The 25,229-nt window shown below is 65.7% G+C and carries 28 protein-coding genes; 8 read left to right on the forward strand and 20 right to left on the reverse strand.

Annotation, left to right across the window (positions count from 1 at the left end):
* Window positions 1-891 precede the first annotated feature (891 nt).
* Both Q1B08_RS16170 and Q1B08_RS16175 read left to right on the forward strand, forming a co-directional pair.
* The gene (locus Q1B08_RS16170; RefSeq protein WP_299821212.1) at window positions 892-1,671 is read left to right on the forward strand and encodes a hypothetical protein; all 780 of its coding nucleotides are present in this window, start codon (window positions 892-894) and stop codon (window positions 1,669-1,671) included.
* Complete coding sequence (locus Q1B08_RS16175) at window positions 1,671-2,435, forward strand: hypothetical protein (RefSeq protein WP_299821215.1); 765 nt, start codon at window positions 1,671-1,673, stop codon at window positions 2,433-2,435. The genes Q1B08_RS16170 and Q1B08_RS16175 overlap by 1 nt, the downstream gene beginning before the upstream one ends.
* Window positions 2,436-2,647: 212 nt before the next feature.
* On the opposite strand, the gene Q1B08_RS16180 is transcribed toward Q1B08_RS16175, so the two are convergent.
* From Q1B08_RS16180 to Q1B08_RS16195, 4 genes are all read right to left on the reverse strand, one after another.
* Window positions 2,648-3,220, reverse strand: a complete 573-nt coding sequence (locus Q1B08_RS16180; protein WP_299821219.1) for a hypothetical protein — start codon at window positions 3,218-3,220, stop codon at window positions 2,648-2,650.
* Between the two features lie 99 nt (window positions 3,221-3,319).
* On the reverse strand, window positions 3,320-3,763 hold the full coding sequence (locus Q1B08_RS16185; RefSeq protein ID WP_299821222.1) for a hypothetical protein: 444 nt from the start codon (window positions 3,761-3,763) through the stop codon (window positions 3,320-3,322).
* Window positions 3,760-4,143 (reverse strand): hypothetical protein, encoded by a 384-nt coding sequence (locus Q1B08_RS16190; protein ID WP_299821223.1) that lies wholly within the window; start codon window positions 4,141-4,143, stop codon window positions 3,760-3,762. Before Q1B08_RS16190 ends, Q1B08_RS16185 begins: the two co-directional genes overlap by 4 nt.
* Entirely contained in the window at window positions 4,143-4,427 is a 285-nt protein-coding gene (locus Q1B08_RS16195) for a hypothetical protein (RefSeq protein ID WP_299821225.1), read from the reverse strand. Before Q1B08_RS16195 ends, Q1B08_RS16190 begins: the two co-directional genes overlap by 1 nt.
* 238 nt (window positions 4,428-4,665) lie before the next feature.
* Between Q1B08_RS16195 and Q1B08_RS16200 the strand changes: the two genes are divergently transcribed.
* Window positions 4,666-5,520 (forward strand): hypothetical protein, encoded by an 855-nt coding sequence (locus Q1B08_RS16200; RefSeq protein WP_299821227.1) that lies wholly within the window; start codon window positions 4,666-4,668, stop codon window positions 5,518-5,520.
* Between the two features lie 768 nt (window positions 5,521-6,288).
* On the opposite strand, the gene Q1B08_RS16205 is transcribed toward Q1B08_RS16200, so the two are convergent.
* The 3 genes from Q1B08_RS16205 to Q1B08_RS16215 all read right to left on the reverse strand — a co-directional run bounded on the left by Q1B08_RS16205 (window position 6,289) and on the right by Q1B08_RS16215 (window position 9,197).
* On the reverse strand, window positions 6,289-6,501 hold the full coding sequence (locus Q1B08_RS16205) for a hypothetical protein (protein WP_299656168.1): 213 nt from the start codon (window positions 6,499-6,501) through the stop codon (window positions 6,289-6,291).
* A 564-nt stretch (window positions 6,502-7,065) separates the two neighbouring features.
* Window positions 7,066-7,431 (reverse strand): hypothetical protein, encoded by a 366-nt coding sequence (locus Q1B08_RS16210; protein WP_299821229.1) that lies wholly within the window; start codon window positions 7,429-7,431, stop codon window positions 7,066-7,068.
* A gap of 872 nt (window positions 7,432-8,303) precedes the next feature.
* Window positions 8,304-9,197 carry a DUF2493 domain-containing protein gene (locus Q1B08_RS16215; protein ID WP_299821231.1) on the reverse strand — a complete coding sequence of 298 codons (894 nt, stop codon included), beginning with the start codon at window positions 9,195-9,197 and terminating at the stop codon, window positions 8,304-8,306.
* 711 nt (window positions 9,198-9,908) lie between these two features.
* Between Q1B08_RS16215 and Q1B08_RS16220 the strand changes: the two genes are divergently transcribed.
* The 4 genes from Q1B08_RS16220 to Q1B08_RS16235 all read left to right on the forward strand — a co-directional run bounded on the left by Q1B08_RS16220 (window position 9,909) and on the right by Q1B08_RS16235 (window position 12,217).
* Window positions 9,909-10,496, forward strand: a complete 588-nt coding sequence (locus Q1B08_RS16220) for a VPLPA-CTERM sorting domain-containing protein (protein WP_299821233.1) — start codon at window positions 9,909-9,911, stop codon at window positions 10,494-10,496.
* Between the two features lie 354 nt (window positions 10,497-10,850).
* Window positions 10,851-11,135, forward strand: a complete 285-nt coding sequence (locus Q1B08_RS16225) for a hypothetical protein (protein WP_299821235.1) — start codon at window positions 10,851-10,853, stop codon at window positions 11,133-11,135.
* A gap of 55 nt (window positions 11,136-11,190) precedes the next feature.
* Window positions 11,191-11,508, forward strand: a complete 318-nt coding sequence (locus tag Q1B08_RS16230) for a hypothetical protein (RefSeq protein WP_299821237.1) — start codon at window positions 11,191-11,193, stop codon at window positions 11,506-11,508.
* Window positions 11,509-11,722: 214 nt separating this feature from the next.
* Window positions 11,723-12,217: a hypothetical protein gene (locus Q1B08_RS16235; protein ID WP_299821239.1), complete on the forward strand. Its 495-nt coding sequence runs from the start codon at window positions 11,723-11,725 to the stop codon at window positions 12,215-12,217.
* A gap of 18 nt (window positions 12,218-12,235) precedes the next feature.
* On the opposite strand, the gene Q1B08_RS16240 is transcribed toward Q1B08_RS16235, so the two are convergent.
* From Q1B08_RS16240 to Q1B08_RS16290, 11 genes are all read right to left on the reverse strand, one after another.
* Window positions 12,236-12,388, reverse strand: a complete 153-nt coding sequence (locus Q1B08_RS16240; protein ID WP_299821241.1) for a hypothetical protein — start codon at window positions 12,386-12,388, stop codon at window positions 12,236-12,238.
* A gap of 282 nt (window positions 12,389-12,670) precedes the next feature.
* A complete protein-coding gene (locus tag Q1B08_RS16245) occupies window positions 12,671-12,871 on the reverse strand; it encodes a hypothetical protein (protein ID WP_299821243.1) in 201 nt (66 codons plus the stop codon).
* 160 nt (window positions 12,872-13,031) lie between these two features.
* Window positions 13,032-13,583: a hypothetical protein gene (locus Q1B08_RS16250; RefSeq protein WP_299821245.1), complete on the reverse strand. Its 552-nt coding sequence runs from the start codon at window positions 13,581-13,583 to the stop codon at window positions 13,032-13,034.
* Between the two features lie 106 nt (window positions 13,584-13,689).
* A complete protein-coding gene (locus tag Q1B08_RS16255; RefSeq protein ID WP_299821249.1) occupies window positions 13,690-14,433 on the reverse strand; it encodes a phosphoadenosine phosphosulfate reductase family protein in 744 nt (247 codons plus the stop codon).
* Window positions 14,430-14,906, reverse strand: a complete 477-nt coding sequence (locus tag Q1B08_RS16260; RefSeq protein WP_299821252.1) for a hypothetical protein — start codon at window positions 14,904-14,906, stop codon at window positions 14,430-14,432. Before Q1B08_RS16260 ends, Q1B08_RS16255 begins: the two co-directional genes overlap by 4 nt.
* Window positions 14,903-15,130 carry a hypothetical protein gene (locus tag Q1B08_RS16265; protein ID WP_299821255.1) on the reverse strand — a complete coding sequence of 76 codons (228 nt, stop codon included), beginning with the start codon at window positions 15,128-15,130 and terminating at the stop codon, window positions 14,903-14,905. Before Q1B08_RS16265 ends, Q1B08_RS16260 begins: the two co-directional genes overlap by 4 nt.
* Window positions 15,127-15,390, reverse strand: coding sequence for a hypothetical protein (locus tag Q1B08_RS16270; RefSeq protein WP_299821258.1), 264 nt, complete (start codon window positions 15,388-15,390; stop codon window positions 15,127-15,129). Before Q1B08_RS16270 ends, Q1B08_RS16265 begins: the two co-directional genes overlap by 4 nt.
* Window positions 15,387-15,659, reverse strand: a complete 273-nt coding sequence (locus Q1B08_RS16275) for a hypothetical protein (protein ID WP_299821260.1) — start codon at window positions 15,657-15,659, stop codon at window positions 15,387-15,389. The genes Q1B08_RS16270 and Q1B08_RS16275 overlap by 4 nt, the downstream gene beginning before the upstream one ends.
* Window positions 15,656-16,078: a hypothetical protein gene (locus Q1B08_RS16280; RefSeq protein ID WP_299821262.1), complete on the reverse strand. Its 423-nt coding sequence runs from the start codon at window positions 16,076-16,078 to the stop codon at window positions 15,656-15,658. Before Q1B08_RS16280 ends, Q1B08_RS16275 begins: the two co-directional genes overlap by 4 nt.
* A complete protein-coding gene (locus tag Q1B08_RS16285) occupies window positions 16,071-16,424 on the reverse strand; it encodes a hypothetical protein (RefSeq protein WP_299821264.1) in 354 nt (117 codons plus the stop codon). Before Q1B08_RS16285 ends, Q1B08_RS16280 begins: the two co-directional genes overlap by 8 nt.
* A 200-nt stretch (window positions 16,425-16,624) precedes the next feature.
* Window positions 16,625-17,314, reverse strand: a complete 690-nt coding sequence (locus tag Q1B08_RS16290) for a DUF736 family protein (RefSeq protein ID WP_299821266.1) — start codon at window positions 17,312-17,314, stop codon at window positions 16,625-16,627.
* Window positions 17,315-17,650: 336 nt separating this feature from the next.
* Here Q1B08_RS16290 and Q1B08_RS16295 point away from each other — a divergent pair, with 336 nt between their 5' ends.
* The gene (locus Q1B08_RS16295) at window positions 17,651-18,631 is read left to right on the forward strand and encodes a calcium-binding protein (protein WP_299821268.1); all 981 of its coding nucleotides are present in this window, start codon (window positions 17,651-17,653) and stop codon (window positions 18,629-18,631) included.
* Window positions 18,632-18,691: 60 nt separating this feature from the next.
* On the opposite strand, the gene Q1B08_RS16300 is transcribed toward Q1B08_RS16295, so the two are convergent.
* On the reverse strand, window positions 18,692-22,936 hold the full coding sequence (locus Q1B08_RS16300) for a strawberry notch-like NTP hydrolase domain-containing protein (protein ID WP_299821270.1): 4,245 nt from the start codon (window positions 22,934-22,936) through the stop codon (window positions 18,692-18,694).
* Between the two features lie 96 nt (window positions 22,937-23,032).
* Window positions 23,033-25,189, reverse strand: coding sequence for a ParB/RepB/Spo0J family partition protein (locus tag Q1B08_RS16305; protein ID WP_299821272.1), 2,157 nt, complete (start codon window positions 25,187-25,189; stop codon window positions 23,033-23,035).
* Window positions 25,190-25,229 lie beyond the last annotated feature (40 nt).

Raw genomic sequence — 25,229 nt, forward strand, 5'->3', positions numbered from 1 at the left:
TACTACATTTGAATATATCCTGCCAATCACTACAAATCTTACTCACCACTCTTCATCGTCGTCAATCGCTTGCTGCCATTCGCATCGTTAGATGGCGAATAAGGCGAATGCGCGAAGATGGACGGAGTAGGGGCCTCTAGGAGAGCGTGTGAAGCCCCTTAGAGCGCGATCTTATCGGGGGTGGTCACCCTTTCCCGATTCAGTGTCGGATGGCCTCTAGTACCTTCGTAAGAAGATTTCGTAGGGTGACAGGGTGATGCGGTAAAGCGGTACGGTGGTGACAGGGTGATGCGGTAGGGGGGTAGTAGGATGCGGTGGTAAAGCGGTGCGGCGGTAACAGGGTGATAGAGTAAGGCGGTACGGCGGTAGAAGGGTGATAGGGTAAGGCGGTACAGCGGTAGCAGGGTGATAGGGTAAGGCGGTACAGCGGTAGCAGGGTGATAGGGTAAGACGGTACGGCGGTAGCAGGGTGATGGGGTAAAGCGGTACGGCGGTAGCAGGGTGATGGGGTAAGGCGGTACGGCGGTAGCAGGGTGATGGGGTAAGGCGGTACGGCGGTAGCAGGGTGCTGTGGTAAAGCGGTACGGCGGTAGCAGGGTGATGGGGTAAAGCGGTACGGCGGTAGCAGGGTGCTGTGGTAAAGCGGTACGGCGGTAGTAGGATGCGGTGGTAAAGCGGTGCGGCGGTAACAGGGTGATGGGGTAATACGGTAACAGGGTGCTGCTGAGTTGTGGTGACAGGGTACCAGGGTAACGCGGAGTTGGGGTAAAAGGGTGAAAGGGTAGCGCGCAGTCAGGGTGATAGAGAGATACGATCCTGAGATCAGCGGGCACCTAAACCCGAACGCGCGAACCGCAGGCCGAGAACTGCGGAGGCAAAGGAGTTGAGCAGATGTTGGACAGCAAACAGGATGCGGCGGCAGAGCCGGCCCCCGAGGAAGCCGACGCCCCAAAGATCATCACCTTCATGAGTATGAAAGGCGGGGCCGGAAAGACGATCAGCCTTATGGCGCTCGCATCGGGCCTCGTCGAACGGGGTCTTCGCATCGCCGCCCTCGAGGCCGATGAAGTCACACCGATCACCAAGTGGCGGAAGCATGCGTTGGGCAAGGAGACGTGGAACCCGAACGTCTTCATCCATCAGGCTCGGCACGCGGAAGACCTCCCGGTCGTCTTCCAGGCGATCGAAAAGGACAAGGTGGATTACGTTCTGGTCGACACCAAGGGCGGCGGCTCCGACATCAACCAGACATTGATCCTGAATTCGCAGCTCGTGATCGTGCCGTCCGGTCTCGATGGGACCGAAATGGATGCCCTCTTCGAGACCTGCAACTACCTAGTCGAAGTCGTCGAAGGCGCAGCAAATGAAATCCCTATCGTGATCCTCCTGAACAGGACGCCCACACGCGAATCAGCCCTGCCGGTAACGCATCGCATGGGCCTCGCAACACTCATCGAAGCGGAACTGCCTGTATTGAAGACCCGCCTGCCCGACAGACAAGTGCATGCCGATACCGCCTCCTCAGGAATACTCAAACGATACTATGAGTATTGCCGGTCCACACCCGCCCGGCGACTGGTCGCACCCGAAGTCCTCAAGGCGATCCGAGATTCAGAAGCCTTGACGGACGAGGTCCTCGCGATCCTGACGACGCCGGAAGAGACCGCGTGATGGCTTTCAAGCTGAAGAGAATGCCGTCCGAAATGGACTACGATACGGTTCGGGCTCGACAGAAAAAGCGCGAAAAGAACGACTCGGAAGAGCTCGTCGCCGATCCGCCCCGCAAGCCCGAGACCCCCGAGGTTTCGGATGTATCGGAGGCTTCGAGCCCGATAGAGACGAAAGACGAAACCGTTCCGGCCACTGATATTGATTCAGGCGAGTCCGACGATCTCCTTCCCAAACCCGATCCAGAACCGCACAAGCTTGCCTCCGGTTCGCTGGTCTCGGCAGACTCGAATATCACCCCGCAATCTTTGATTGTGTCCGGACAGTCCGTCCAGAAGGACCAGGAAACCTCGCGAGCGCCGGTCAACATTGTCGAACCGACCGACGAGGATCAGCCTGATCGCATGATAATCAAAGGATATGCCGCACAGCCGGCTTCCGGTGTTTCAGCTTGGTATGATGAGATCGCACCAGTCTACGGAGACAGAGCTGCCATGCGGCATTTCGTTGAGGTAGCTATTGCGGCATTTACGGAGGCTTTGGAAGCTGGCCAAGTCAATCATACTCAGATCGACCCGATCTACTCGTCGTTACCTAAGAAGCAACAAGTCACCAGAGTAATCCCGAGTTCCAGCTATGCAATCTTTGCCGGGAAAGTCGATCCAAACGGAATCCTGAAGCCCGGAACAGTGGGACGAGCATTCGTTCAAGGGGCGCTCAACCATTTCGTCGCCCAAGAGAAAGAGCGTAATAATAAGCACCCATAACGCGCCGATCGCCGGCCCACCCCCGGTCTCCCACAGCCCCTCGTTCGATCCTTGACGTCTCTCTCGGGGCTGCTTCGCCCCGAACCTCCGCTCCTGAAGTCGCTCCGGCCCGGGGTGGAAAACCGGGTCGGGCCTCCCGCAGCGCACTTGGCTAAACGACAAAAGCCCCGCCAGAGGCGGGGCTTTCACATGGCAGGGCAGGGGAGGGGGCGCTACGCGTCGGGCAGTCGCGCCATCGCCTCGCGGACGAGGGGCCGGTCGGACGGCTTCCGGCGGCGGCTCACGGAGCCCTCGTCGTCGATCCTGTCGAGCCGCTCGGTCGTGCGCCGCGTCATCCTCGATCCATCGCCGGCGACGTTGATCTCCACCTCCGGTGCGATCCGGATGTAAGAGCCGTCCGCTTCCAGCCAGCTCTCGTCGTCCGCCGCGCCTTCGACTTCGCGCTTGATCGAGCCGTCCGCCTGCACCGTGATCCAGACATCGCCGACCAGCACGCGGACGCCGTAATGGTCGACCTGGAGGCCGGACCATCCGATCGCATCGGGGTCGCGGCGCAGGATGATCTTGTCGGGGTGGAGCTTGATCTGCACATCGCCCGCATCGCCGTGACCGCGCACCACAAGGACGGATTCCTTCGTCTTCGGATCGTCGGTGACGCCGGCGACCCCGTTCTTCGGGCTCCAGAGCCGGGGGTCCTGCCGCCGCCGGCCGTCCTTGTTGCGGTGAAAGGCGATGAGGAGCTGGACCGACTTCCACGCCGACTTGATGGGGGTGAGGGCGTTCATGGGGGGCCTTTCCATCGGGTATGATCTTGTCCCGATCCTATCATGGGGGCCGCGAATGGCCAAAGAAATAAGGGGGTTGAGGCGGCTTCCCGCCCCAACTCAGGCGGCGTCATCGGCCTTCGTCCGGAAGCAATCGAGAACCTCGTCGGTGGACGGATAGACCGCGTAGATCGCCCGTTCCTGCACCACGTCGAAGTCCCGGCGGCACATCTCCACCACCCGCAGGTCGTGGTCGCGGTAGGCGCAGACGCCGCCGTTGCGGTACTGGAAGGCGTACCATTTCGGCAGGCCCTTCGGGTTCGCCACGGCCTCGATCGCGATCCCGGCCGCGATGAGGTTCTGCACCTCGACCGACAACGCGGTGTCGCGGATCGAGGGATGACAGTCGCTGTGCCGAAAGTCCGGTCCTTCCTCGTAGCCGAAGGCCATGCCCGGATGGCGCTCGGCCAGGAGCCGGGCGGTGATCTGCGCGGCCCGTTCCTTGTCGCTGTGGACGACGAAGCGCCGGGGCGTCATCGAAAGCAGAAAGACGGACCAGATCATCGTGCGTCCTCCATCTCGCGGGTGCCTTCGGCCACGTCGGCGAGCGCGCGCGCGGCGCGCAGCGCGGCCCGGCGCAGGAGCGCGCGGCCGTCCGGCTCGTCGGTGCGGACCGTCACGGCATCGACGAGCCACGCATCCGAAAGCTGCCCGGTGCGGCCAGTCGCAAGGTCGCGGACCAGGGCGATGTGCCCGCCCGCGATCCGCTTGGTGACGAACCGTCCGCGCTCGAAGGCGGTGTCGTCGCGGGGCAGCCATGCCATGACCTGCACCTTTCGGCCCTGGATCAGGACGATGGTGCCGACCGGCACGGTGCCGATGGTGCGGATGCGGCCGTCGATCTCGATGCGGTGCTGACGCTGGGGGTTATACTGGCGCAGCATCACGCGATCTCCTCGAAGAGAGCGGCCACGCGGGCTTCCAGCGCCCGAGTTTCGGCATCGTCCTCGGTCACGTCGCGCCACGGAAACTCCAAGGCGGCGTTGATGCGCGCGCAGAGGTCTTCGATCTGCATGGAATCGAGGGAGGTGAACTCGCCGCACTCGGTGGCGATCTCCTCGATCTCCGGGGGCAGGGCAGGGGTCTGCTGCAAGAGGCGCAGTCCGGCGAGGATGGTGGCCAGCTCGTAGCGGTCGATGTCGGTGAGGGTGCAGCTATGCAGGGGCATCGTCGTCTCCGTGATGAGGTTTCCCGATCCTGTTCGGATCACCCCCTCGCGAAGCAGCCTTTCCTCTCTCCCTGTTTTTCCCTGTCCTGCCCGGTCCGAAGGGCCGGGACCGGAGCTGTCCACGGGCTGCGAGTCGGACGCGCCCCCAGATCGCGAAAGGAGACGAGTGGCCGGTGGGCAGGTCCGTCCGTGCTCCAAGGATATTCCCGACAGGTGATCGACAGGCACGAAGCAGCTTATGCCCAATGTGCGGATTTCATCATCTGCCACGATTTCTTATTCCGGCACGGAACGGGATTATGAGGTAAGAATGCGACTTGAAACGGTTTTCCTAGCAGGATGTACGGCCCTCGCTCTCGCAGCCTGCAAGGATGCTCTGGCAGACGTCAGCGACGAACAGCTCATTGCTCTTGTGGGCGATGGTGGTGAGCCTGCTCAAATCACGCGGAGAACGCGTGAGTGCGCCGAGCTTTTGGGCGGGATCAACGAGGTTGTTTATCAGGATTTGCCCGAGGAAATGCTCGGCCTGGTGAAAACCGACTGTCGCCAAATGTTTCAAGGTTGGCTGAACGACCCTGAGCGCAACAGCATGGAGTTGGCGCTGGAAGACTTCGACCGTGCGGACTTGGCTCAGCGGATTGTTGTGCTGGATGACACACAAGAGGCGAGGCAAGCCGAGCAACGCGCGGGCGAGCGCGCTGTAGAGATCGAGGCAATGAAGGTGGAACTTGCGGAAGTGTCTGCCGAAAGTCATGAACTGAAAGCCAGCCTCCAAGAGCGTCGCGATATCCTAGTGCCCGCCTGCATGGAATTGCAGGCGCTTCGTGACGAACTGCGCGAGGCGAACAGGATGCATGATCTGTTCGTCCGGGGCCTCCCGAACATTTGCACCGGCGAGCCGCTGCGGCGCGAGGTCGAGCAGATCGAAGGGCTCGAGGCAAACATAGATTCTTTCGAGCTGCCGGCCCCCGGCGAGGCCCAATTCCGAGTCGTGCCACGGCTACCAAGTATCAACCTCGAAGAGATCGACGCGGGGATCGTACAGGTCGAAGAGGTTACAGCGGACTATCAGGCCGCCCTGGCAGAGAACTGATGCCCTACCGGGTTGCCTCCGATTGCCCGGCTCGGTCCAACCGCACCGGCGACCGTCACCCGAAGGGCCGAGACCTGGCCCGCTGATCGACCATTCGGCCGCGTTGGCGGGCGGCTCCGGAGGAGACGGCCGGCGGCGCATCAGGCCGAAGGGAGGGCAGGGGGTCAGGTCTCGGGGAGGCCCGCGCGCAGCGGGGGCCGAGTAGGGCGGCAAGCGCACGGCGCAGGCCGTGCGCGAAGGGGCCTAGATGATCCGGTTGCGAGACTTACTGATGGGATTTAGCAGAGCAGAATGAGAGCTTATCTTATTGGGGCCATCCTTAATTTCTGCCTTCCGAGCATCCTTCATGCGGAGCAACCGCCGGATATATCTCGATGCTGGAACTTGGGGTCACTAGATCGACCCACCACGTCAGTTACTGTCAGGTTCCAGGTAGATGACGGCGATCGAGTTCAGCCAGACTCGCTTCAGCTTGTCGGAGTCAGGTCTCAGGGTCCGATCATCGTTGACGATCGCCTAGATCCTACCGTTCAAATGGCGTTCGAGGCGGCTCGAAGGGCTATCCTTCAGTGTTCGGGGGACGGTTACTCAGTTCCTCGAATGGGTCCCGGACCTGTGTGGGTCACGCTGGAGGTTGATCCGGAAAAGATGAGGACCCGGTAAGCAGGACAACGGCCGGCCCGGCCTGCGTAGTCGAAGGCGGGTGTGCCGGCCTTGGCCGGCGTCGCCCGCCAGGGCGAAGGGCGGCCCGGAGGCCGCCCCTGCCGATCACTCGTCGATCGGCGGCTCGCCGTCGCGGGGGCTCGGCTGGAAGGCGACCAGTTCGGTGACGGCGACGGGGAAGTCGAGCTTGATGGAGAGGAAGGTTTCGCCGGTGTCGCGGCGGGTGTTCTCGAAGACGGCGCCGACGCGGCGGTAGCGGCGCTCGGTGCGGCCGTTCCTGGTGAACTCGTAGGGGACGTTGAGGGTGTAGGTTGTCATGTCGGGCTCCTTTGCTTCCGATGGCGCTTGAGAGGCGGATCGGAGAAGGGCCGGGTGCAACGGGAAATGCAGAGGGTCCGCGCCTGAAGGGCGTGGAAGCCGTATTTGTCGTTGGCGAGCCGAAGGGGAGCGCACGCCCGGCCCGCGATCCGCCAAGTGCCATGAGGGAGGAAGTGAAGGAGGCCGGGGTGATCGCCGCCGCCGGAAGGTCTGTCCCGCGTGGTCACGAACGGCCGGACTGTGTGCCGCCGTCCTGCGTCTCGATACCGTCCTGAACACCCGCCGCGAGACCGGTGAAGCTGCGTCGATCGAGCGTCACCCGCGCTTGGCGTCAGCGGGCCGGTTGCCGCTGGGACAAGCGGCGGTGGGCCGCTTGACGAGTGATCCGCCTGGCAACGAGGGCCAGATTCTGCTATTTTGGCGGCGGGGATGTCTGCGAGGCAACATCATCAGGCCGGGCCGGGCGCGCTGCCATGCGACCGGCCCGAAGCATGTCGTGGCATCGTGGATTGACGCGCCTCGGTGGCGACGGCGAAGCGGCCCCCGAAGGGGCCGCACTTGGCGTCAGCCAACCCATCCGACGATGGCCGCGACACTGACCGCGGTCAGGGCGAGGCTCAGGCACCAGAGCCGGCGCGTGAGCTTGGCGATCCGGGCATCCCGAGGGTCGGGACTGTCGTCGCGGGGCTCCGACGTCCACGAGGACACCGGCTGGACTTCGGGCGTCAGCCTTGCGTTCCGTGCGATGACGGCGGCTTGGGCGTCCTCCCAAGCTGACGGCGGGGCGTCGTCATCGAGCAGGTCGGCCAGTCGATGTGGCTCGGCCTCGATCGCGGCGAGGAACTCTCCGAGGCTGTAGTTCGGGCGGGGTTGTCCCTTCCCGGCGTGGACCTCGTGGTGCTTGCGGTTGTCACGAGCGCGGTCGGTCATGGTCGGTCTCCTGTGATGTTGCTCGCGCTGGATCGCCGAGCATGTCCCGGTCCCCCGAAACCGGACCGCGCCGGGTCAAGGACGCCGCAGGCGCCGGCGGAGCCGGGCGGAAAAGTCTTCCGGGTGCATCGCCGCTTCATGCACCGCAGCCGCCGGTATGACCGACCGTGCCAGGCGGTGCGACGGGGCCGAAAAGTTTTCCGATCCTTGAGGCGGCGTGATCCGGTGGCGCATCCGGAGGATATGCTTGGCAGTTCAGTGTGTGCGTTTTCCGATCAGCAGCCGGCGGTGGACGCGCGGTGGAGGGCTGACGCGGAGACGGCGATGGAGGGGAGGGAGCGGTCGCGGAACGCGATCCCGGCCGGACCGAAATCGGCGGCAGAGCGACAGACCGGAGGCGTCGCGGCCGCCTCGGCTGCGGGTCCTGGGTGCGACCCCGCGCGACTGCGCGACGGGCCGTCCGGCCCGTTCCCTGCCCGACACGCGAAGCCGAGGGCAGGGGCAACGGCCGCGACCTGGCGGTCCATCCCGGAAGGAAGCGGTCCCGCAGCCTCCGGCGTCGCTTCCCCGCCTTCCTTGCCCGGCCCGAAGGGCCGTGTCCGGAGCTGCGGGTGTGATGTCTTGCGCGGCCCTCCGCGCCGCCGCAGGCGGGGTGGAGGTTAACAGCCGCGCGCCGTTCGATCCTGCGCCGCAGGCGTTCCAGCGCGGATAGCGCAGGGCCGGGGCGGGCGGGGCCGGCCGAGCCGGTTCCGCCCGCCCCGGTCAATCCGAGCCCGATCGCCGCCAGGGCGACGGAGGCGACCTGGGGGGCGGACATGCGGAAAAGGCGACCCTCGCGGGCCGCCCTCTATCGGGGTTCTATAGGGTGCGGATCAGGCGTTCCGCTGCGCCTCCGGCTTCGGGATGCGGGCCACGGGCAGCTTCTTCGCCTCGGCTTTCTCGGCAAGGTTCAGACCGATGCCGCCGCCGCCGAAGAGGATCACGCCACGGATGCGGGCGGTCAGCATTTCGTCGTTGGCGCGGAACGGCGCGGCCTTGTTGAAGGCGGACCAGTTCGGGCGGAACAGGACTTGCGGCACCTTGCGCGATTTTGCCCATGCGGCGGCGATCCGCTCCGCGCCGCGCGATCCTTTGTGGCACAACACCATGTCGGGGCACTTGTCGCGGGCCACGTCGAGCCGCTTCCAGATTGTCGCGCTGTCGATCCAGTCGGCATCGCCTGCCACGGCGATGAAGGTGCCCGCAACCTTGTTGCGCTCCGCCTCGGCGCGGTCTGCGGCGTCCAGCAACTTCTTCGCCTCGAACACCGCGCCCGTCTCCATCGCGCGGCGCGTGGTGCGGTCACCGGTGACGGGGGTGTAGTGCTCGCCGGTCTCGTGTTCGTAGTGCTGCGCGGCGCACTCGGCCATGATCTTGAGGGCGTCGGCCTTCTCTTGCAGGATTGTGTAGAGCCGCGTCGTCTCGTCCAGCTCGGTCTCCGCGATCTCGCTGCCGTCCTGCGATGCGATCAACGCGCGGGCCTTCACCTTCTGGCGGTCTGCGGCTTGATCGAGCGACACGGCGCGGCGCTGCAACATGGTCGCGAAGGCATGGGCGAGGGGTTCCACCTCGGACGCAAGCCCGGTGCCTTGCAGGTTGCCGATCAACGCCTCGAACGCCTCGCCCACGGCGCGGTCCTGCAATTCGTCGTCGTTCGGAATGGGGAGGTCGTCGCTGCCGTTCTCGGTAAGGCCGAAGAGTTCGATCTCGTCGTAGGTCGTGAGCATCGGAGTCGTTCCTGAATGTGCGCCGGACATTTCCGGCTTTGGAGGGGAGCGCCATTCGCTTTCCCTGTCTCCTTTTTACGAATTAATTGCGGCCTAAGCTAATGCTTTATATTCGTTTTTCTCTAATTGTTTGCTTGCTTCAATTATCTAATTCCGCTTGTTTTGATCCCCGAATGAGGGAGTACACTCCGAATTGATTCATCAATTCGGAATACAAGGATAATGGCGATTCAGCGCCGCCTTGTTCTTGATTACGGACAGACCTGTTGGGGGCATCGCTTGTTCGTCACCCGTCAGTCGGTCGCACGGCCAGAACAGGACGGGGCGGGGGGACGGGGGCAACGGCAAATGCGGAGGGTCCGCGCCCGCAGGGCGTGGAAGCCGTATTTGCGGTTGGGGGAGCCAAAGGCGACCGGACCCCCGGCGCCCCGGTCCGTCAGGTTCGATGGGGCCGCGATCGGCACGGGGGGCGGACAGGCGGTGCCCCTGGGCGCTGGTTCGGAAGGAAGCCCCGGCCGAGCGGCGTTCGTCGCACAGCGGCGAATCCCCGAGGACGGCGGTGCCGCTTGGTGCGACGCAGGGGCGTTCGGCGAAGTCCGAACCCCCGGTCTGTTAACCGCTTAACTACCTCTTAGGAAAAGATTTCGCTTTTCGTTGGGGCTCACATAAGAGCCGCCTCGGATTGTAATCATCATCACGCGAGTTTCTCCCATGCGTCTCCCCGTCATCGCACTCATTTCGTCCTTGGTTGCCGCCCTGCCTGCGGCGGCGGCCACGATCACCAATGGCTCTTTCGCGCACGGCCTCGACGGCTGGACCGTCACGGGTGATGCCCGCATTGCCGGGGAGTACGGCATTGCGGAAGATGGCGGTGCCGTCCTGCAACTGCCGAAAGGGTCCACGATCTCGCAGATCGTCGATGATTTCATCGCCGGCCATGAGTATCGCTTCGCTTTCTCGTCGTTCGGAGACACCGATGACTCCGTGTCGTTCAAGGTGCGTGGCAAGCTGGAAGATGTCCGTCTCTATGTCGGCGGATCATCGGTCGACTGGGACGGCGGTGCGCTGCCGTGGCAGACCAAGTTCATCGATTTCGTTGCAGACAGCACGAGCCAGGAGTTGCTCTTCACGGCCCACAATTTCACGTCTGCGCCGCTGATCGGCAATATCAGCCTGACCGATCTGACGCCTGCGCCCGATGTCGCGCCCGTTCCGCTGCCGGCCGCCGGTCTGCTGCTTCTGGCGGGTCTCGGCGGGTTCGGCGTCATGGGCCGGATGCGCGCCAAGGCTGCGATTTGAAACACTGGCGGTCGGACTGACGCTGCACCAGTCCGACCGTCACCCGGAGGGCCGAGACACGGGCCGCTGACCGACCATGCGTGCCGCGGCGGGATGCGGCTCCGGAGGAGACGGAGCCCGGCGCATCAGGCCGCAGGGAGGGCAGGGGTCCGGGGCTCGGGGAGGCCCGCTTGCGGGCCGAGTAGGGCGGCGGTCCCGGCCGGCGCAAGCCGGGCGGGAGGTGCCATATCTAGCAATGCCGCAACCTAGCAGGAGAACCTTGAGCGGGATCATTGCTCGACATCTTTAGAAAATGCTCGAATGGTCTTCGAGTGCCGTCGGCCTGGCGGACGTTCTGAGGGAAAGATGCCGCTGATGGATCAGAAAGACAGACAGATAGCTTCGCTTTGCGGTCAACTCGAGATCGTTGAGACGTTGCTTGTCCATTTGCTTAAGAAGGAAGCGCGAGCAGGGTCTTTCGAGGCGGATACGCTGCAGCAGATATTCAACGTCATGCAAAGGCAGGACACTCCTGAAAACGAGTTCGACGAGGAATGGCAGAAATCTAGAGCGAATATGGCCACGCGCCTACGAGCCCACCTGAAGATCAGTGAGGTCGTGAGAACCTCCATAAAGGAGAGTTCAGCCGGTGAAGCCTGATTGACTTCGGTTGTCGTCGATCAAGGATAGTTCTCTTTTATTAGGTCGTCCGACTATGCCCATCATCGTCATCCTTATCGTCGGGGCTTGGTTTGTTTTCGGTGATCCTCCAAAGACCGTTGCGAACTGGTTCTGGAGCGATGGTGCGGCGCCTTGGGAAGAGGTCGATGCTTACTATTATCCGGATCGCTCCAATCTGACGTCGTACCAAGCGGGACCTGGCTTGCGGTCCGTTCAGGAGTGCCGGGATTGGGTCAATGCCGCCGCCGCAGCGAATGGTGATGCTTCGCTGGTGCGCGGTGATTACGAATGTGCTGTCGAACAGGTCGACAGCTTCGCTGGAGGCCCTGTCTATCGCCTTACGGTCCGCTGATAGGCCGCAGGGAGGGCAGGGGTCCGGGCCTCGGGAAGGCCCGCTTGCGGGCCGAGTAGGGCGGCGGTCCCGCAGGGAGGCAATGCAACACAGGGTTGCAAACTATCCTAGAAAGGTACTGAAAAAACTTCGTTTAAAAAGTGAGAGAAACAGCGTGACAACTATCCACTGAGCGAAGATCAGCAACACCAAAACGTCGATAGCGAGAAAGAAAATGGAAGAGCCGGACTCGAAGGGGCTTCAAAGAAAAGTACGCGAAGATTTATCCCAAGGACTTGAGATGACCTTCAAGTCAGTGACGCTCATGGGACTTGCCTGGTTGTTATTCTCTGCGTCGTCTGGAATGTCGGATTTCGAGCCCGTTTGGTTCTGGCGGAGCTGTACAGTGATACTGATGTTAGCATCCGTCGTTCTGTTTACAATCGCCTCACTACCTCTTGTTCATGGAATAATCATAATATCGGAAGTTTTTGAAGAGCGGCATATATCTAATCCTGGGCCAATTTTGGCCGGGTTCAGAAAAATTGGCGGAGGACTGCTCGTTGTTCTTAGCATATTTGCTATAGTCGCTCTTCTATCGAGTCAGGTGGAAAAAACCAGCCGTGCTGATTTAGACGCTGATACGGCCAAGCGTGTTCTTAAAAATCTCGATCTAATTCTGATCAGAGAACTTGAGCAACAGCCCGCGCCGGGAGGCGCGGGCCGGTAGCTTTTCTGATGGATGCCGTCAGGCATCCCTGGGCGGCTTGCCCAGCTGGCGGGCGTACTCGACCTCGATCTTGAGGAAGCCTGGGACGGAGAGGGCGACGGAGATGGTGAGCTTCGCGTGTCGGCCGAGGGCCTTGAGAATGGAGCGCAGGGTGGAGAGGATCTTGGTCATGGGTGGAGGTCCGCTCAGATTGGTGGTTGCAGCCACCGATCGCGGCGGCGGAAAAGCCGCGCGCACCCGAAGGGTCGGAACGAAGTTGCGAAGGGCGCAGCCCTTGCGCGGGGCCGACGCTGCCGCAGGTTCGGCTGCGAGGGTCCACCGACCTGAAAGGACCGGGATCGCCCATGTCGGATGCCCGGACGGCGCGCGCCACCGATCTGTGCCCTCGGCCGACGCGCGAAGCGGGGCGTCGGGCTCGGAGCGTCCTGTCAGCGGCGCCGGTCGAGGTCGGCTCTAGCTGGAGAACCGGCGTTCGAGGTGACGGAGGACGTCCCAGGCGAGCCGGGCGCGGGGGCTGTCCTGCGGGGCGTCGATGAGCGCGTAGGCCCGTGTCTGCGCCACTTTGAGACTTAGGCTACCCATCGAGGCGGCCAGCCGATCGGCTTCGGCGCGCACGACGGCGCGATATTCGAGGTAGGATCGGAGACGGGCCATAAGCATGATCGGCGCGGTAGGGCCGGCCCGTGGCCGCCATGCGGCATGAATGGTGCAGCGAGGCGTCGCTTCCGTCGAATTGCGCCGATCCGGAATGCAAGAAGCGCGGCCCGTGAGGGACCGCGCTTCGGAGCTGGTCGGGTCTCGATCCGGTTCGAGGTCAGCCGTCCATTGCGACGCTATAGAGGTGCCGGTCGAGCGTGTCTTGCGCGACGTGACGGGCGTAGCCTTCGCCGTAGAGATCGCGTGCCGTTTCGACACATTCACCGCGCTTGTCGGTGATCTCGAAGCGGTACACGTCGCCGTCCACGAAATGCTCGTAGTCCTGCAACTCGGTGAGGCAGAGGCTGTCGGCCTCTTCGAGCATGTCGTCGTGGTTCTCCCCGGTGATCTTGTCGAGGCCGAAGGCGATGCAGAGCCGCTCGTGGGTGGCGAAGGCGTAGCCGTCGATCGGATCGTCGTTGGAATAGACGCGCACGAGGACCGGGCCCTTGCGGGTGTGCAGCGCCCGCACCGGGAACAGCACATTCGTCTCGGCCGGGAAGGCATCGAGAAAAGCCTGCCGATCCGGCCAGGCATGCGGATCGCCCAGACCCTTGGTCCACGTCACGATCTGGAACACGTTGTCGTTCACGAGGCGCGGATTGCGCGGCTGGGGATCGACACTCATGCAGAGTGAAAGGCCGGACGCGCTGTCGCTCATCTTGAACATGGCATATCCAATATCTGGTGTGTTCGTGCTTTGTTTACACCCCATGATGATGCCATGTCGATGTTTTTCCGGGACATTCGGACACAATTCTGGACAGGCCCGACGATCAGGCGACGATCCCGCGCAGCGGCACGCGCGTCGGACTGAGCGTGTGGTCGATCTCCTCTTCCAATGCGATGTATTCGGCGGCGAGGCGCGGGCGGAGCCGCGCGGCGCGGCGGAGATCCTTGCGCGTGGCCATGATGCAAAACGAGCAGGAGCAGCGGGTCATGCCCTTGGCATAGACCCAATGCGGCCGCTCGCCGGCGTCGGAAATCTCCGAGAATACCCGTGCCTCGGACCAGCCGTGGATCGGGAGCCAGTCCCACCATTCGCGGCCTGCCTTGCTGTTGCGCTCGTTCCGCATGACCGGCGCGCGTCTTGCCCGGTCGCGTCCTTCTACGGCGCGCAGCCCCATGCAGGAGACGATGCGCCCACCAAAGCGCGGGTTGGCCTTGAGGTAGCGGCGCAGCTCCCGAGCAATAGGATCTCGCTTGCTTCCGCTCGTGCAGAATCTGACCCCGGGCGAGGGCCACTTGCCGCGCTTGCGGACGGCGGTGAGCAGATCGGTCGCGGCATGTGCGAGGATCAGGGGCGTGTCCCCGATGGTCGCGCGGATATGGGCCAGCGTGCCGGGCCATTCCACGCGCCCCAGGGGCGCGTGGATGACGACGAGCTGATCCGGGGGCACGATGGATCGCAGCCGGATCATCTGGGCCTGGCTGTCCTTGCCTCCGCTGTGGCTCACGGCAAAGAGCGCACCCGTCGCGATCATCTCCGTGACCTCCGGCGGGATGGCGTCCGCCGTCATGGCGAGGTCGCCGCGCGGAAGAGCGTCAGCGCCTCGTCGAAGGGCAGGGTGTTGAGGATCACGGCACCGGGGTGGCGCTTGCCGATGCCGGCGATCGTCGCGTCAATCCGGCCGCGATGCTTCACCGTGTAGAGGTTCCCGTCTGCGGGATCGCGCATCACGACGTTGGTGCGGAACGCGGTCTTCAGGTCGCGGGCGACGAGCCAGGCGTCGACGAGCTGGCCGCAATGAAACTCCAGATCGGTGTCGCACGGCGTGCCGTCGTAGCCGGTCCATTTCGGCAGGTTGGCCTTGCACCACGCATCGGCCGCCACGAAGGCGGCGTGGTCGCCCAAGAAGCGGTCGCACCCGCCCCGCCCGTCATTGTCGACCGTGCCGATCTTGCGGCCGTCGATGTAGAGGTTGGCCGTGTAGCAGTTCGTCTCCTCGGACGAGAAGGCGGCGTACTGGATGGCCTTGAGTTCGATCTTCATTGGGAGAGCCTTTCGAGGTCGGAAGGGGGGAGGGCGATCGCGGCCGCCAAGGCGCGTTCGAGCGGGAAGCGTTGGCCGCCGGCGTTCTCGACCGTGACGGTCGGGAGGCCCGGCACGTCCTCGACGATGCGGTGGATGTTCCAGTCGGGATCGTCCGCGCGGAACGGCTTGTCCTCGGGGCCGCTGGCGTACCAATGGCCGAGGAGGGCGGCGGGGACGTTCATGCGCCCGCCGCCGGGATCGCGGACGCGGCCTCGCGCGCCTCGCGGTTGATCCGCGCCACCTCCTGCCGAAGCCGCGTCAGCGTCACCTCGCCGGGGTCGAAGGACCGGCCGTCCGGCAGGGGCAGCACGCCGCGATAGCCGCGCATGTTGTAGCGGAACGGGTCGCCCCACGGCTCGCCGTTCAGGAGGACCTGCCAGCGTTTGTGCGGCTCGGCGAAGTGCGGCGAGGGCTTGGACTTCAGCGCGATGCGGAAGGTCATGCGGAGGTCTCCTGCGATGTGCGGATGGCGGGGAGGGTGGCGCGAGCGGACGCGACCACGCCGAAGAGGTGAGGGACGTCCCGCGTGGAGATGCCGCCCTCGGCGTCGTGTCGGGCGTCCGGGATCAGCTCGGGCAGGGCGGGATCGTCGGCCCGGATGCGATCGTGGTATCGCTCGGTCTTCCGGATTGCCGGCGTGGGCAGGTCGTGGGCCTCATGGTCGTCGAGGAAGACGCGGGGGATGCGGATGAGGGCGGGTCTGGCCGTCATGCCGCGACCCTCCGCATCTCACGGGGCGCACTGGTCCATGCGCTCGTCCGGACATGGAGGTCGCAGGTCTCCTGCAGCCGGTCGAAGAACGCCTCGGCCCGGTCGTCGACGCCGTGCCGGGCCAGCGCGTCGGTCTCGTCGAGGTTCTGGCGAACGCCGAACGTGACGTGGACCCGGTTGTAGCTGTCGCCGGTCAGCCAGACCTCGTGCAGCCCGTTACGGGCGACGATCCGGCTCGATCGCTCACGCCATTCCCGCTCGACGGGCCACCACGCGGCGCTGAGCGAGGCGCGGATTGTGGCCACGAGATCGTCGTACGCCCACGTCCAGAGATCGACATCCTCGGGATCGAGGTCGTCGTCGTAGGGTTTGGCATAGGCGGTGCGGCCGTCGCGGCTCCAGTAGAGGCCTTCACCCATCGGAGCGCCCTCCGGTCCAGCCGCCCGGTCGAACCCATCCGCCGGGCGGGGTCCATTCGCCTGCGCGCAAGGCACGCCGCGGATCGTCGAGGGCGATGGCGAGCTGGTCGAAGACCTCGGCGATCACCGCCTCGGCGCGCAGGTTCATGGTGCATTTCGGGTAGTAGCCGCGATAGGCGCCTGCGAACTCGCGCAGGGTCATCTCCTCGATGGTGGTCCAGGTGGAGAGCGCGAAGGCTTGCGCGACCTTTTCCGGTGTGAGCCACATCCGCTGCGCGACGGTCCCGAGGATTGCGGCGGCCAGCGCCGCCCGGTCGTCGGTCCGTGGGTGAAGTATCGAAGTCATGCGTGGTCCTTTCCGCACGGGTTGAGATCACGCGCGGAAAGGGCCGCACCCGGTCAGGTACGGCCCTCGATGATGCGCGGACGACGCGGCGCGTCAGCCCGCGAGATGCGGGATCACCTTCCTTTCAGTTCGGTTGGGGGGTGGAGAGGGGCCGCGACGCGGGAGGTCGCCGCGGCCCGGGCCGGTCGCCCGGGGAGAGATCAGGCGACGGCCGCCAGGTCGTTGCCGGTCTGGGCAACGATCTCGTAAAGGCCCTCGCCGTCCCCGGTGCGGGGCAAGGCGTTGGCCCGGTATTGCGTGCCGGTCGGGGTGGAGAACGCCATCGACAGGTATTCGGTCCCGGTGCGCGGCGACGTCGCTTTCCAGATCGAGCCCATGCGGATCAGCACGCCCGCCGGGCCGCGCGCCTCGATGTGGAAGTCCGGATGGCTGTCCTCGCGCTTGTGCGCGTTCTCCACGGCCACGAAATCCATGTCGAAGTCGTAGCCGCCGTTGAGGCCGGCGAGGTTGCCGTCGTCGAGCGTCTCCACCTGACCCGCCATCGTCGTCAGCTCGGTCCGACCCCCGGCCAGCGGCACGATCTGCCACGTCCCCTCGGGCGTCTCCTCGTTCCGCACCGCGTTCATGCGCCACGTCCGGCCCATGCGGTCGGTGAGGCCAAGCGAGAAGTAGGCGCGGCCACTCTTCTCGCTGACGGCCTTCCACATCGAGCCCACGCGCATCGTCCGGCCGCGCGGGGTGCGGACCTCGAGGCGGAAGTCGGGGTGGTTGTCGGCGGTCTTGTAGGCGTTCGCCACGACCGCGATGCGCGCGATGTCGAACATCATCGTCGAGATCGAGGCGGTGAAGGTGGTCTTGTCGGCGTTCTGCGTCAGGGTTCCGGTGATCATCGTGGGGCTCCTTGGCTGGATGTCTTTCCCGATCCGGGACTCGGATCACACCAAGCGAAGCTGCCTCTCTTCCTTTCGCAGAACGACGCACCACGCCAAGGCCTGTCGGATTAGCCGCGACATCGGACCCGGTCCGTGACCTCAGGAAACCTGAACAGATGGAGGAGGTTCAACGATGTCCTGCGGAACAGAACAATTTGGTTAAATTGTCTTCATTTGATACGAATTTCGTCATTCCAATACCATCTTTTCAAAACTAGCCACTGCTAGAAAAATCCCGGCGCGGCAAAAGACAAGTCTATTGATTCGGCATGATTTGAGAAAGAGAAACTTAGAATGGCTTACGCAAGCGCAAACTACGCAATCGATGTCCTGACCGAAGATACGATTGCCGGAACCGTCACGGATGCCGACGAGACCAAGATCAGGCTCGAAGGTGGTGAGTATACCGGGACATATCGGGGCTCATTCTCGTACGACTTCTATCGTGAGGAAATCAATGGCCGTCTCGATACTTACGAGGTGACTGTAAGAGACGAGAAATGGTACAGCGTCGAGAACATCGACCGCGACGCAAACAGGTTCTTCAATCTTCTCGATTCCGGAGATGCAGTGGCCGTATCGCGCTACGTCTTCAACCGCGATGATATGTTCGAAGGCTCTTATCAAGCCGACAGGCTGTTCGGCTTCAACGGGTCGGATCGCATAAACGGCCACGGCGGCTTCGACAATCTAGATGGTGGAAAAGGCCTCGATCTGATCCGGGGCGGCGCAGGCAACGACCGGATATTCGGGGGTAGCCATTCAGACCGTCTGTTCGGAGAGATCGGACGCGACCGGCTTGATGGGGAAGGGGGTTCCGATATCATGTCGGGTGGAGCCGGCCGGGACGTCATGCATGGCGGCGGTGGAGAGGACAGGATTTCGGGGGGCAAAGGGAATGACCTCCTGTCAGGTGATGACGGCCGCGATCTCTTGCGCGGGGGTGCCGGTAACGATCGCTTGTTCGGCGGGTCGGACAGGGACCGGCTTGTCGGCGGAACGGGAGATGACCGACTCGAGGGCGGCGGCGGAAACGACGTCTTTTTGTTTGCCGGAGACTTCGGAAACGACCGGATTGTCGACTTCGCGCACGAGATGCGCGGAGAGCGGATCAACCTGTCGGACGTCGGCGCTATCGGAAGCTTTCGAGACCTTGGGCGCAATCATCTTTTTCAGGATGGCGACGACGTCATTATTGACGATGGGAAGGGCAACACGATCACGCTTCTCGACACGAACGCCGCAGACCTGCAGGCCAATGACTTCGTCTTCTAGGCGCTGAGATACGTTGTTCGTAAGGGTGACGCCTTCCAACGACGGAGACGGTCAAGCCCTTCAAGCATTCGTGACTTTCAGTACCGGGATAGTCGTCTGCCCGCCGCCGATCCGCTCGATCACGCCCGCCGCAGCCTCGCCCACGGGGACGAACACCCTGAGCTGGTGGGCGATGATTTCCGAGAAGCAGCCTGTCGCCTTCAGCGCCGGGACCTGGCTGGGCTGCCACCCTTCCAGTTCGAGGCGCTTGGCCCCGGCGACGCGGCGGGCACGCAGCGTCAGGCCGCGGCCGATCTCCACCGCCGTGTCCCCGGTCATCGCCGACGCGACCAGCTCGTCGGGTTGCGCTGCATCGTCGCCCCGGAACCGGCCCTTCAGCACCAGCGCCTCGTCACCCCCTCTGTCAGGCGAGATGGCGCGGCCGATGCGGGAGAGACCGTCTTCCGGCGTCACCCGCCAGATGCGCTGGTTCGAGGACGGGATCGTCTTCCAGATCGGCAGAAGCAGCCCGGTCAGCAGAACGATTGCCTCGGTGCGGACCTTCGGCAGTTCGTTAGCCTCGGCGTCCCAAAGGGCGACGAAGGTGTCCTCGTCGCAGGGTTCCCAATGGGACGCGGCGAACGCCTCTTCCGTCACGGTGGTCTTGCCGCCGGGGCGCCGCACGTCGCGGACCTCCGTGAATGCCTCGTCGTCGTAAATCTGGCTCGGCCGCCGCGAGATCAGCGCGACCTTGCCCGAGGCGGCGTTCCGCATCGGGCGGTCGTAGCGGCCATGATCGGAGAGGACGCCCGCGCCCGAGGGGATATGCACCGCCGTCTCGGTCGCGAGCGTGACGGTGCGCGTCACCGAGCCGCTCTTCGGGCAGGTCCAGATGTCCGCCTCGCCGGTGACGGTAATCCGATCCGCCCGGAGCGTCTCGATCCCGATGTCGAGCGTGCCCGCCATCCGCGCCGCCTCGGTCTGCGCCTCGATCTTCTTCGTGAACGCCGCGAAGAGATCGTTCTGCATCCGGATCGGCAGGGCGAGCAGCCGGTTCAGGTACCGCTGGATCGGCGGCAGCTCCTCCAGCAGCGCGCCGTCGCTGGCGACGAGCGCCAGCGCGGTCCAGTCGTGGAACGCCTCGTAGGGCATCGCCTCGCACCGGTCCGAGGCCAGCTCGCGGTAATGCGCGACGAGCGCCCGCCGCGCGATCGGGCTCTCCAGGTTGTCGGAGGCGCGGAACAGGTTCTGCGATCCGGTCTGGCGCTGGCCCTTGGTGAGCGCGCCGAGCGTGTCGAGACGCCGGGCGATGGTCGAGGTGAACCGCTTCTCGCCGTGGACGTCGGTGGTGACGACGCGGAAGAACGGCGCCGAGGCTTGCGCCGAGCGATGCGTGCGGCCGAGCCCCTGGATCGCCGCGTCGGCCCGCCAGCCGGGCTCCACGAGGTAGTGCCGCCGCCGGCGCTGGTTCGCCGCCCCGCGCGCGGCGTGGTAGGACCGCCCGGTGCCCCCGGCATCGGAGAACAACAAGACCTCCTTGGCGTTCGCCATGAAGGCGGCGCTCTCGGAACTGTTGGCCGAGCCCGAGCGGGGCACGACCTTCAGCGCGCCGTTCGCGGTGCGGATCGTGCGCTTCGACCGTCCGGTGACTTCCGCCAGCCGCTCCTCGCCGAAGTGCCAGACGAGCTGGTCAAGAACGGAGGGGATCGGCGCGATGGTGTAAAGCTCCATCAGCGCCGCGTCGCGCAGGGCCTCGGCCTCGCGCGAGACGACACGGTTGCCGTCGGCATCGAGGAGCGGTTGCACGACGACGGTGCCCTCGATCTCGACGAGCTGCTGCGCGTGGATCGGGAACGCGGTGGCGAGCCAATGCACCACGACCTCCTTCGGCGTCAGGTGCGCCTCGGTGAGATCGTCGCCGGCCTCCAGCCCTTCGATGGCGCGGTCCAGATGGCTTTCGCCGGTGGACACGATCTGCACGACAGGCGCCCAGCCGGCGGCCAGGTCGGCCTCGATCGCGGCGATGAGGCTCTTCGCCTTGAAGCCTCCCAAAACATGGCCAAAAAAGCGTTGCTTCATGCTCTCGAAGCGCGACAGCGCCGACGCCTTGGCGGCCGATGCGGACAGGCCCGCCTCCTCGTCCACGATGCCCGTCGCTTCCAGCGCCTTTCGCAAGTTCTGATGGATGGTGCGGAAGGCCGAGGCGAATGCGTCGTACACCTTGCGCTCGTCGTCCGAGAGCCGGTGTTCGAGGATGTCGTACTCCACGCCCTCGAACGACAGCGCCCGCGCGATGTAGAGGCCGAGCGCCTTCAGGTCGCGCGCGACCACCTCCATCGCCGCCACGCCGCCAGCCTCCATCGCCGCCACGAAGTCCTCGCGCGTGGCGAACGGGTAGGCGTCGCCGGGACCCCAGAGGCCGAGCCGGGTGGCGTAGGCGAGGTTCGCGACGTTGGTGGCGCCGGTGGCCGAGACGTAGAGGATGCGGGCGCGGGGCAGGGCGAGCTGCAACCGCAGGCCGGCGATGCCCTGCTGCGACGGTGCGGTGCCACGGCCCTCGCTCGATCCGGCCGCGTTCTGCATGGCGTGGGCCTCGTCGAAGGCGATGACGCCCTCGAAGTCCGCGCCCGCCCACTCCACGAGCTGCTCCAGCCGGGTGCGGCCGGTCTTTCCGACCGCGCGCAGCGTCGCGTAGGTCAGGAACACGATGCCGCGGCCGAGCGTGATCGCCGCGTCGGGCTTCCAGCGGTCGATGGAATGGATGTCGGTGGGCGCGCCGCCGAGATCGCGCCAGTCGCGGATCGCGTCCTCGATCAGCGTCCTGGACTTCGACAGCCACACCGCGCGGGTGCGGCCGGCGAGCCAGTTCGACAGGATCAGCCCGGCGACCTGGCGGCCCTTCCCGGCGCCTGTCCCGTCACCCAGGAAGTAGCCCTGCCGGTAGGCCACGCCCGCGCCCTCGGCGGCGGGCTCGGCACCCGTCCAGTCGTCCTTGACGATGAAGTGCCCCGGCAGGTCATGGTCCTGCGCCTCGTCCGCCATGATGATCGTCTCGAGTTGCGCCTCGGACAGCTCGCCCGTGCCCACGAGACGCGGCGGCAGGGTCGGCAGCGCCGTGGGCATCGGCGGCAGGACGGCGGCCATCGCCACGCTCTCCACGAGCGGCGTCGGATGCGCGGCCGCGCCGGCGATCTCGATGCGCTGCGGCGCGTAGCTCGCATAGATGTCCGACACGGCGAGGTTCCGGCCCGGCGTGGCACGCTCGACATAGGCCAGCGGCACGTCCACCGGGGCGCGGACCGCCCGCGGGGTCGCCGTCCGGGTCGCGGGCGCGGCAACCGGACGGGCTGGGCGCACGGGCGCGGGACGCGGTTTCGTCAGAACGGGAACGGCCGCGACGCGGGCCGGTCGGTCGGGCAGCTCCGCGCGGATCGTGTCGAGGGCGTCCGACAAGCTCATCGGCCGAAGCGGGATCGTGACTTCACCCACGCCGCCCTCGACCGGCACGTCGGCAACGAGAAGCGCGGTCTCCACGTTCGTCCCCATCTTCCGGTAGACGATGCCGGGCAGGCCGAGATGCAGGCGCGGGACGACGATCGCGGTCAGCCGCCGCCAGAGCGCGGGCTGGCGCTCGGCGCAGGCCGCCATCGGCAGGATCGCCACCAGCCGCCCGCCGGGGGCGAGACGCCTGGCGGCCGAGACGGCGTGGCGCAGCGCGATGGTCGGGTCCGCCGCGCGGGACACCGACGAGGAGAAGGGCGGGTTCATCACCACCACGTCGGGGATATGCTGGCGGTCCAGCAAATCGTCGATGTGCTCGCCGTCGTGCCGGGAGGGCGCGAGCTGGAACACGGCGTCCAGAAGCATTGCGCGGAACGGGTCGATCTCGTTCAGCACCAGTTTCGCCCCGGCGCGGGTGGCCATGTGCGCCAGCGCCCCGGTCCCGGCCGAGGGCTCCAGCGCCACGTCACCGGGCCGGATCGCGGCGGCGACGGCCGCGACATACGCATAAGGCAAAGGAGTGCTGAACTGTTGCAGCCGGATCTGCGCCTCCGAGCGCCGCGTCTCGGTCGGCCGCGCGCCCGCGCCGGCGGTGAGCAGGGCGAGGCGCGTGGCGGGATCGGATGCGAGCGGCACGTCGCGGTCTGCCAGGATCGCCGCCGACTGCACGAGGTCATAGGCTTGCCGCCACGTCCACGCGCCCGCCGCGTCGGTGCCGCCGATGGCTTCGGTGATCTGCGCGGCGAGGCTCGCGGCGGTCAGGCCGCTGGTTCGCAGGTCGCGGGTGATGAGAGGCAGGAGGGTGTCGATGGCCGGGCAATTCATGGGGATCGGTCCTTTCGCGGGATGACGGGTTCCCCACGACGAAGGGCCGCCTTTCCCCTTTCGGAGAGAGACGGCCCTTCCCGGCGCATCGCTGAATCAGGCGTGTTCGGCCTCCGCCCATGCACGGGCGCTATCCGTGTCCTCCGGGTCCGTGTCCTCGAACGGCACCTCCTCGTCCCACGCTTCGGCGTCCTCGTCCGTATCGGCGGCGTCCGCCTCGACGTCGGCTTGATCCTCGGCCTCGTCCTTCTCCATGCCGCGCAGCCGGGCTTCTCCGAACGCCTCGTAGGGGTTCCGGGACTCGCCGATCTCCATGCCCGGCGGGCACCACGTCTCCACCGCCTGCCGCTGCTCGGGCGTGAGCGTGGCGAAGGGCGCGGCGAACAGCGACTCAACGAAGTCGACGATCGCCGTCTTCTTCTCGCTCGCCAGCCGCGCCGCCTCCTCGGGCTGGTGCAGGTCGCGGGCGATGAGGCCGAGGAGCACGCTCTTCTTCAGTCGTCCGAAGAACGCGCCGCCGGTCGGCCGCCACACGGCGCGCAGGTCCGGGACGAGCTGGCGCGCGATATGCGCCATGAGCGCCTCGCCGTGGCCGTAGCCCGTGGGCTTCACGGCGTCGGCCAGCGCCACCGCGACGATGCGGGACTTCATCGCCGGATCGACCGCGCGGAACGCCTCGAACCGCTCCGGCATGGACTTCCCGTCCGCCCACCAATGCAGGTCGAGACCCTCGAACAGCTCCGTCAGTGCCGCGGCGGCCTGCCCGTCCACCTCGTCGGGCTTGCCGTGGGGCCGGTCCGCCGCGCTCGCCGTCACCCCGAAGCTGTAGCTGACGGGACCGGCCCGGCCGAGGAGGTCGGCCACAATCTTGAAGAGCAGCAGGTCGTGCGCGAGGTCCGGATCGCCCGCGAGCGCGCTGCCGATCACGGCGGCCTGCTCGGTCCGCAGGTCGGTCTTCAGCGAGTCCGACAGTACCAGCGCGTCTTCGCCCGCCTCGCCGTTCTCGGCACCATCCGCGCTCCCTGCGCCCCCTGCCGGGGTGGCGCCCTCGCCGGTCGCGGCGGGCTGGCGATCCGTCCGGTCCTCCGGCCGCACCAGCCCCTCGATCGTGGCGATGCGCCCCTGGTCCCAGTAGGCCAGCACCCCGGCGCGGCCGAGATCGGCCTCGGCCCACCCCGTCGTGAGGCCCTCGTATTCCTCGTTCAGCGCCTCGTACTCTTCGTCGAGGACTTCGAGGTCGGGCTTCTCGTCGTTCCCCTCGATGTCATCCATCGCGGCGTCGCGGGCCTCGTCGATCTCCGCCAGCCGGTCGGCGATGATCCGGCAGCGCGTGGCGGCCTCGCCCGTGGGCTCGACCGCGCCGGGATAGACGCGGCCGTACTCCTGCAGCGCCTTGTAGTCCGCCGCGCGCACGGCCTCCGCCCACGCGAAGCCCAGTCGCGCCCGCTCGGCCTCGGCATGGGCCGCGAGCTTCTCCATCAGCAGCCGCTCGACCAGCGTCTCGTCGGTCAGGATCGAGTCCTCCTCGATGAGATCGGCCGCGATGTCGCCGCCCGCCGCGCGGTAGTCCTCGGCCACGAGCCGCGCCACCGCGTCGCCCATCTTCACGCCGCGGTTCCGGAGCTTGTCCCGGACGGTCCACGACTGGATGTAGCTGCCCTGCATCGCGTCGAAGACGTCCTTCTGCACGGCCTGGTCGGGATGGTCCGCAAACGCCTTCATCGCGTCGAGCGTGATCTCCTTCGCACGCGCGGCGGCGCGGATGTCGGGGTGAACCCGGCCGAAGCGCAGCCGCTCGATCACCCGGCGCCGCTCGACGCCGAACATCCTGGCGATGCCCTCGGGATCGTGGCCGCCGGTCTCCATCATCCGCGCGAACGCCTCGAACTCGTCCAGGGGGTCCATCGCCTTCTGTGTGACGTTCTCGGCCACGGTGATCGCGGTCGCGGTCGCCACGTCATCGCCCAGCACCCGGCAGGCCACCCTGGTCCGCTGCGTCCAGCCCTTCGCGTCCTTGTCGTTCACGAGTTGGCGCAGCGCCGCGAGACGGCGGCCGCCGGCAAGCACGCCCCACGTCTTGCCGGTCCGCTGCACGATCAGCGGATTGAGCAGGCCGAGCGTGTCGATCGAGGCCGCGAGGTTGGCGATGTCGTCGGCCTCGTAGGTCTCGGGCGAGCCCGCGCGGGCGTTCAGCGCGTGCAGCGCGAGGTCCTTCAGCGCCACGTCCATCGCGGTCAGGTCGGTCGTCGTCATGGGGTCTCTCCTCAAGTCTCTTTCCCGGCCTCATGGCCGC

The sequence above is a fragment of the uncultured Jannaschia sp. genome (assembly GCF_947494025.1).
GTDB lineage: Bacteria > Pseudomonadota > Alphaproteobacteria > Rhodobacterales > Rhodobacteraceae > Jannaschia.

Bases quoted from the DNA above. Each gene is read 5' to 3' on its own strand.
- Q1B08_RS16170 (WP_299821212.1), top strand. From the start codon at position 892: ATGTTGGACAGCAAACAGGATGCGGCGGCAGAGCCGGCCCCCGAGGAA.
- Q1B08_RS16175 (WP_299821215.1), top strand. From the start codon at position 1,671: ATGGCTTTCAAGCTGAAGAGAATGCCGTCCGAAATGGACTACGATACG.
- Q1B08_RS16180 (WP_299821219.1), bottom strand. From the start codon at position 3,220: ATGAACGCCCTCACCCCCATCAAGTCGGCGTGGAAGTCGGTCCAGCTC.
- Q1B08_RS16185 (WP_299821222.1), bottom strand. From the start codon at position 3,763: ATGATCTGGTCCGTCTTTCTGCTTTCGATGACGCCCCGGCGCTTCGTC.
- Q1B08_RS16190 (WP_299821223.1), bottom strand. From the start codon at position 4,143: ATGCTGCGCCAGTATAACCCCCAGCGTCAGCACCGCATCGAGATCGAC.
- Q1B08_RS16195 (WP_299821225.1), bottom strand. From the start codon at position 4,427: ATGCCCCTGCATAGCTGCACCCTCACCGACATCGACCGCTACGAGCTG.
- Q1B08_RS16200 (WP_299821227.1), top strand. From the start codon at position 4,666: ATGCCCAATGTGCGGATTTCATCATCTGCCACGATTTCTTATTCCGGC.
- Q1B08_RS16205 (WP_299656168.1), bottom strand. From the start codon at position 6,501: ATGACAACCTACACCCTCAACGTCCCCTACGAGTTCACCAGGAACGGC.
- Q1B08_RS16210 (WP_299821229.1), bottom strand. From the start codon at position 7,431: ATGACCGACCGCGCTCGTGACAACCGCAAGCACCACGAGGTCCACGCC.
- Q1B08_RS16215 (WP_299821231.1), bottom strand. From the start codon at position 9,197: ATGCTCACGACCTACGACGAGATCGAACTCTTCGGCCTTACCGAGAAC.
- Q1B08_RS16220 (WP_299821233.1), top strand. From the start codon at position 9,909: ATGCGTCTCCCCGTCATCGCACTCATTTCGTCCTTGGTTGCCGCCCTG.
- Q1B08_RS16225 (WP_299821235.1), top strand. From the start codon at position 10,851: ATGGATCAGAAAGACAGACAGATAGCTTCGCTTTGCGGTCAACTCGAG.
- Q1B08_RS16230 (WP_299821237.1), top strand. From the start codon at position 11,191: ATGCCCATCATCGTCATCCTTATCGTCGGGGCTTGGTTTGTTTTCGGT.
- Q1B08_RS16235 (WP_299821239.1), top strand. From the start codon at position 11,723: ATGGAAGAGCCGGACTCGAAGGGGCTTCAAAGAAAAGTACGCGAAGAT.
- Q1B08_RS16240 (WP_299821241.1), bottom strand. From the start codon at position 12,388: ATGACCAAGATCCTCTCCACCCTGCGCTCCATTCTCAAGGCCCTCGGC.
- Q1B08_RS16245 (WP_299821243.1), bottom strand. From the start codon at position 12,871: ATGGCCCGTCTCCGATCCTACCTCGAATATCGCGCCGTCGTGCGCGCC.
- Q1B08_RS16250 (WP_299821245.1), bottom strand. From the start codon at position 13,583: ATGTTCAAGATGAGCGACAGCGCGTCCGGCCTTTCACTCTGCATGAGT.
- Q1B08_RS16255 (WP_299821249.1), bottom strand. From the start codon at position 14,433: ATGACGGCGGACGCCATCCCGCCGGAGGTCACGGAGATGATCGCGACG.
- Q1B08_RS16260 (WP_299821252.1), bottom strand. From the start codon at position 14,906: ATGAAGATCGAACTCAAGGCCATCCAGTACGCCGCCTTCTCGTCCGAG.
- Q1B08_RS16265 (WP_299821255.1), bottom strand. From the start codon at position 15,130: ATGAACGTCCCCGCCGCCCTCCTCGGCCATTGGTACGCCAGCGGCCCC.
- Q1B08_RS16270 (WP_299821258.1), bottom strand. From the start codon at position 15,390: ATGACCTTCCGCATCGCGCTGAAGTCCAAGCCCTCGCCGCACTTCGCC.
- Q1B08_RS16275 (WP_299821260.1), bottom strand. From the start codon at position 15,659: ATGACGGCCAGACCCGCCCTCATCCGCATCCCCCGCGTCTTCCTCGAC.
- Q1B08_RS16280 (WP_299821262.1), bottom strand. From the start codon at position 16,078: ATGGGTGAAGGCCTCTACTGGAGCCGCGACGGCCGCACCGCCTATGCC.
- Q1B08_RS16285 (WP_299821264.1), bottom strand. From the start codon at position 16,424: ATGACTTCGATACTTCACCCACGGACCGACGACCGGGCGGCGCTGGCC.
- Q1B08_RS16290 (WP_299821266.1), bottom strand. From the start codon at position 17,314: ATGATCACCGGAACCCTGACGCAGAACGCCGACAAGACCACCTTCACC.
- Q1B08_RS16295 (WP_299821268.1), top strand. From the start codon at position 17,651: ATGGCTTACGCAAGCGCAAACTACGCAATCGATGTCCTGACCGAAGAT.
- Q1B08_RS16300 (WP_299821270.1), bottom strand. From the start codon at position 22,936: ATGAATTGCCCGGCCATCGACACCCTCCTGCCTCTCATCACCCGCGAC.
- Q1B08_RS16305 (WP_299821272.1), bottom strand. From the start codon at position 25,189: ATGACGACGACCGACCTGACCGCGATGGACGTGGCGCTGAAGGACCTC.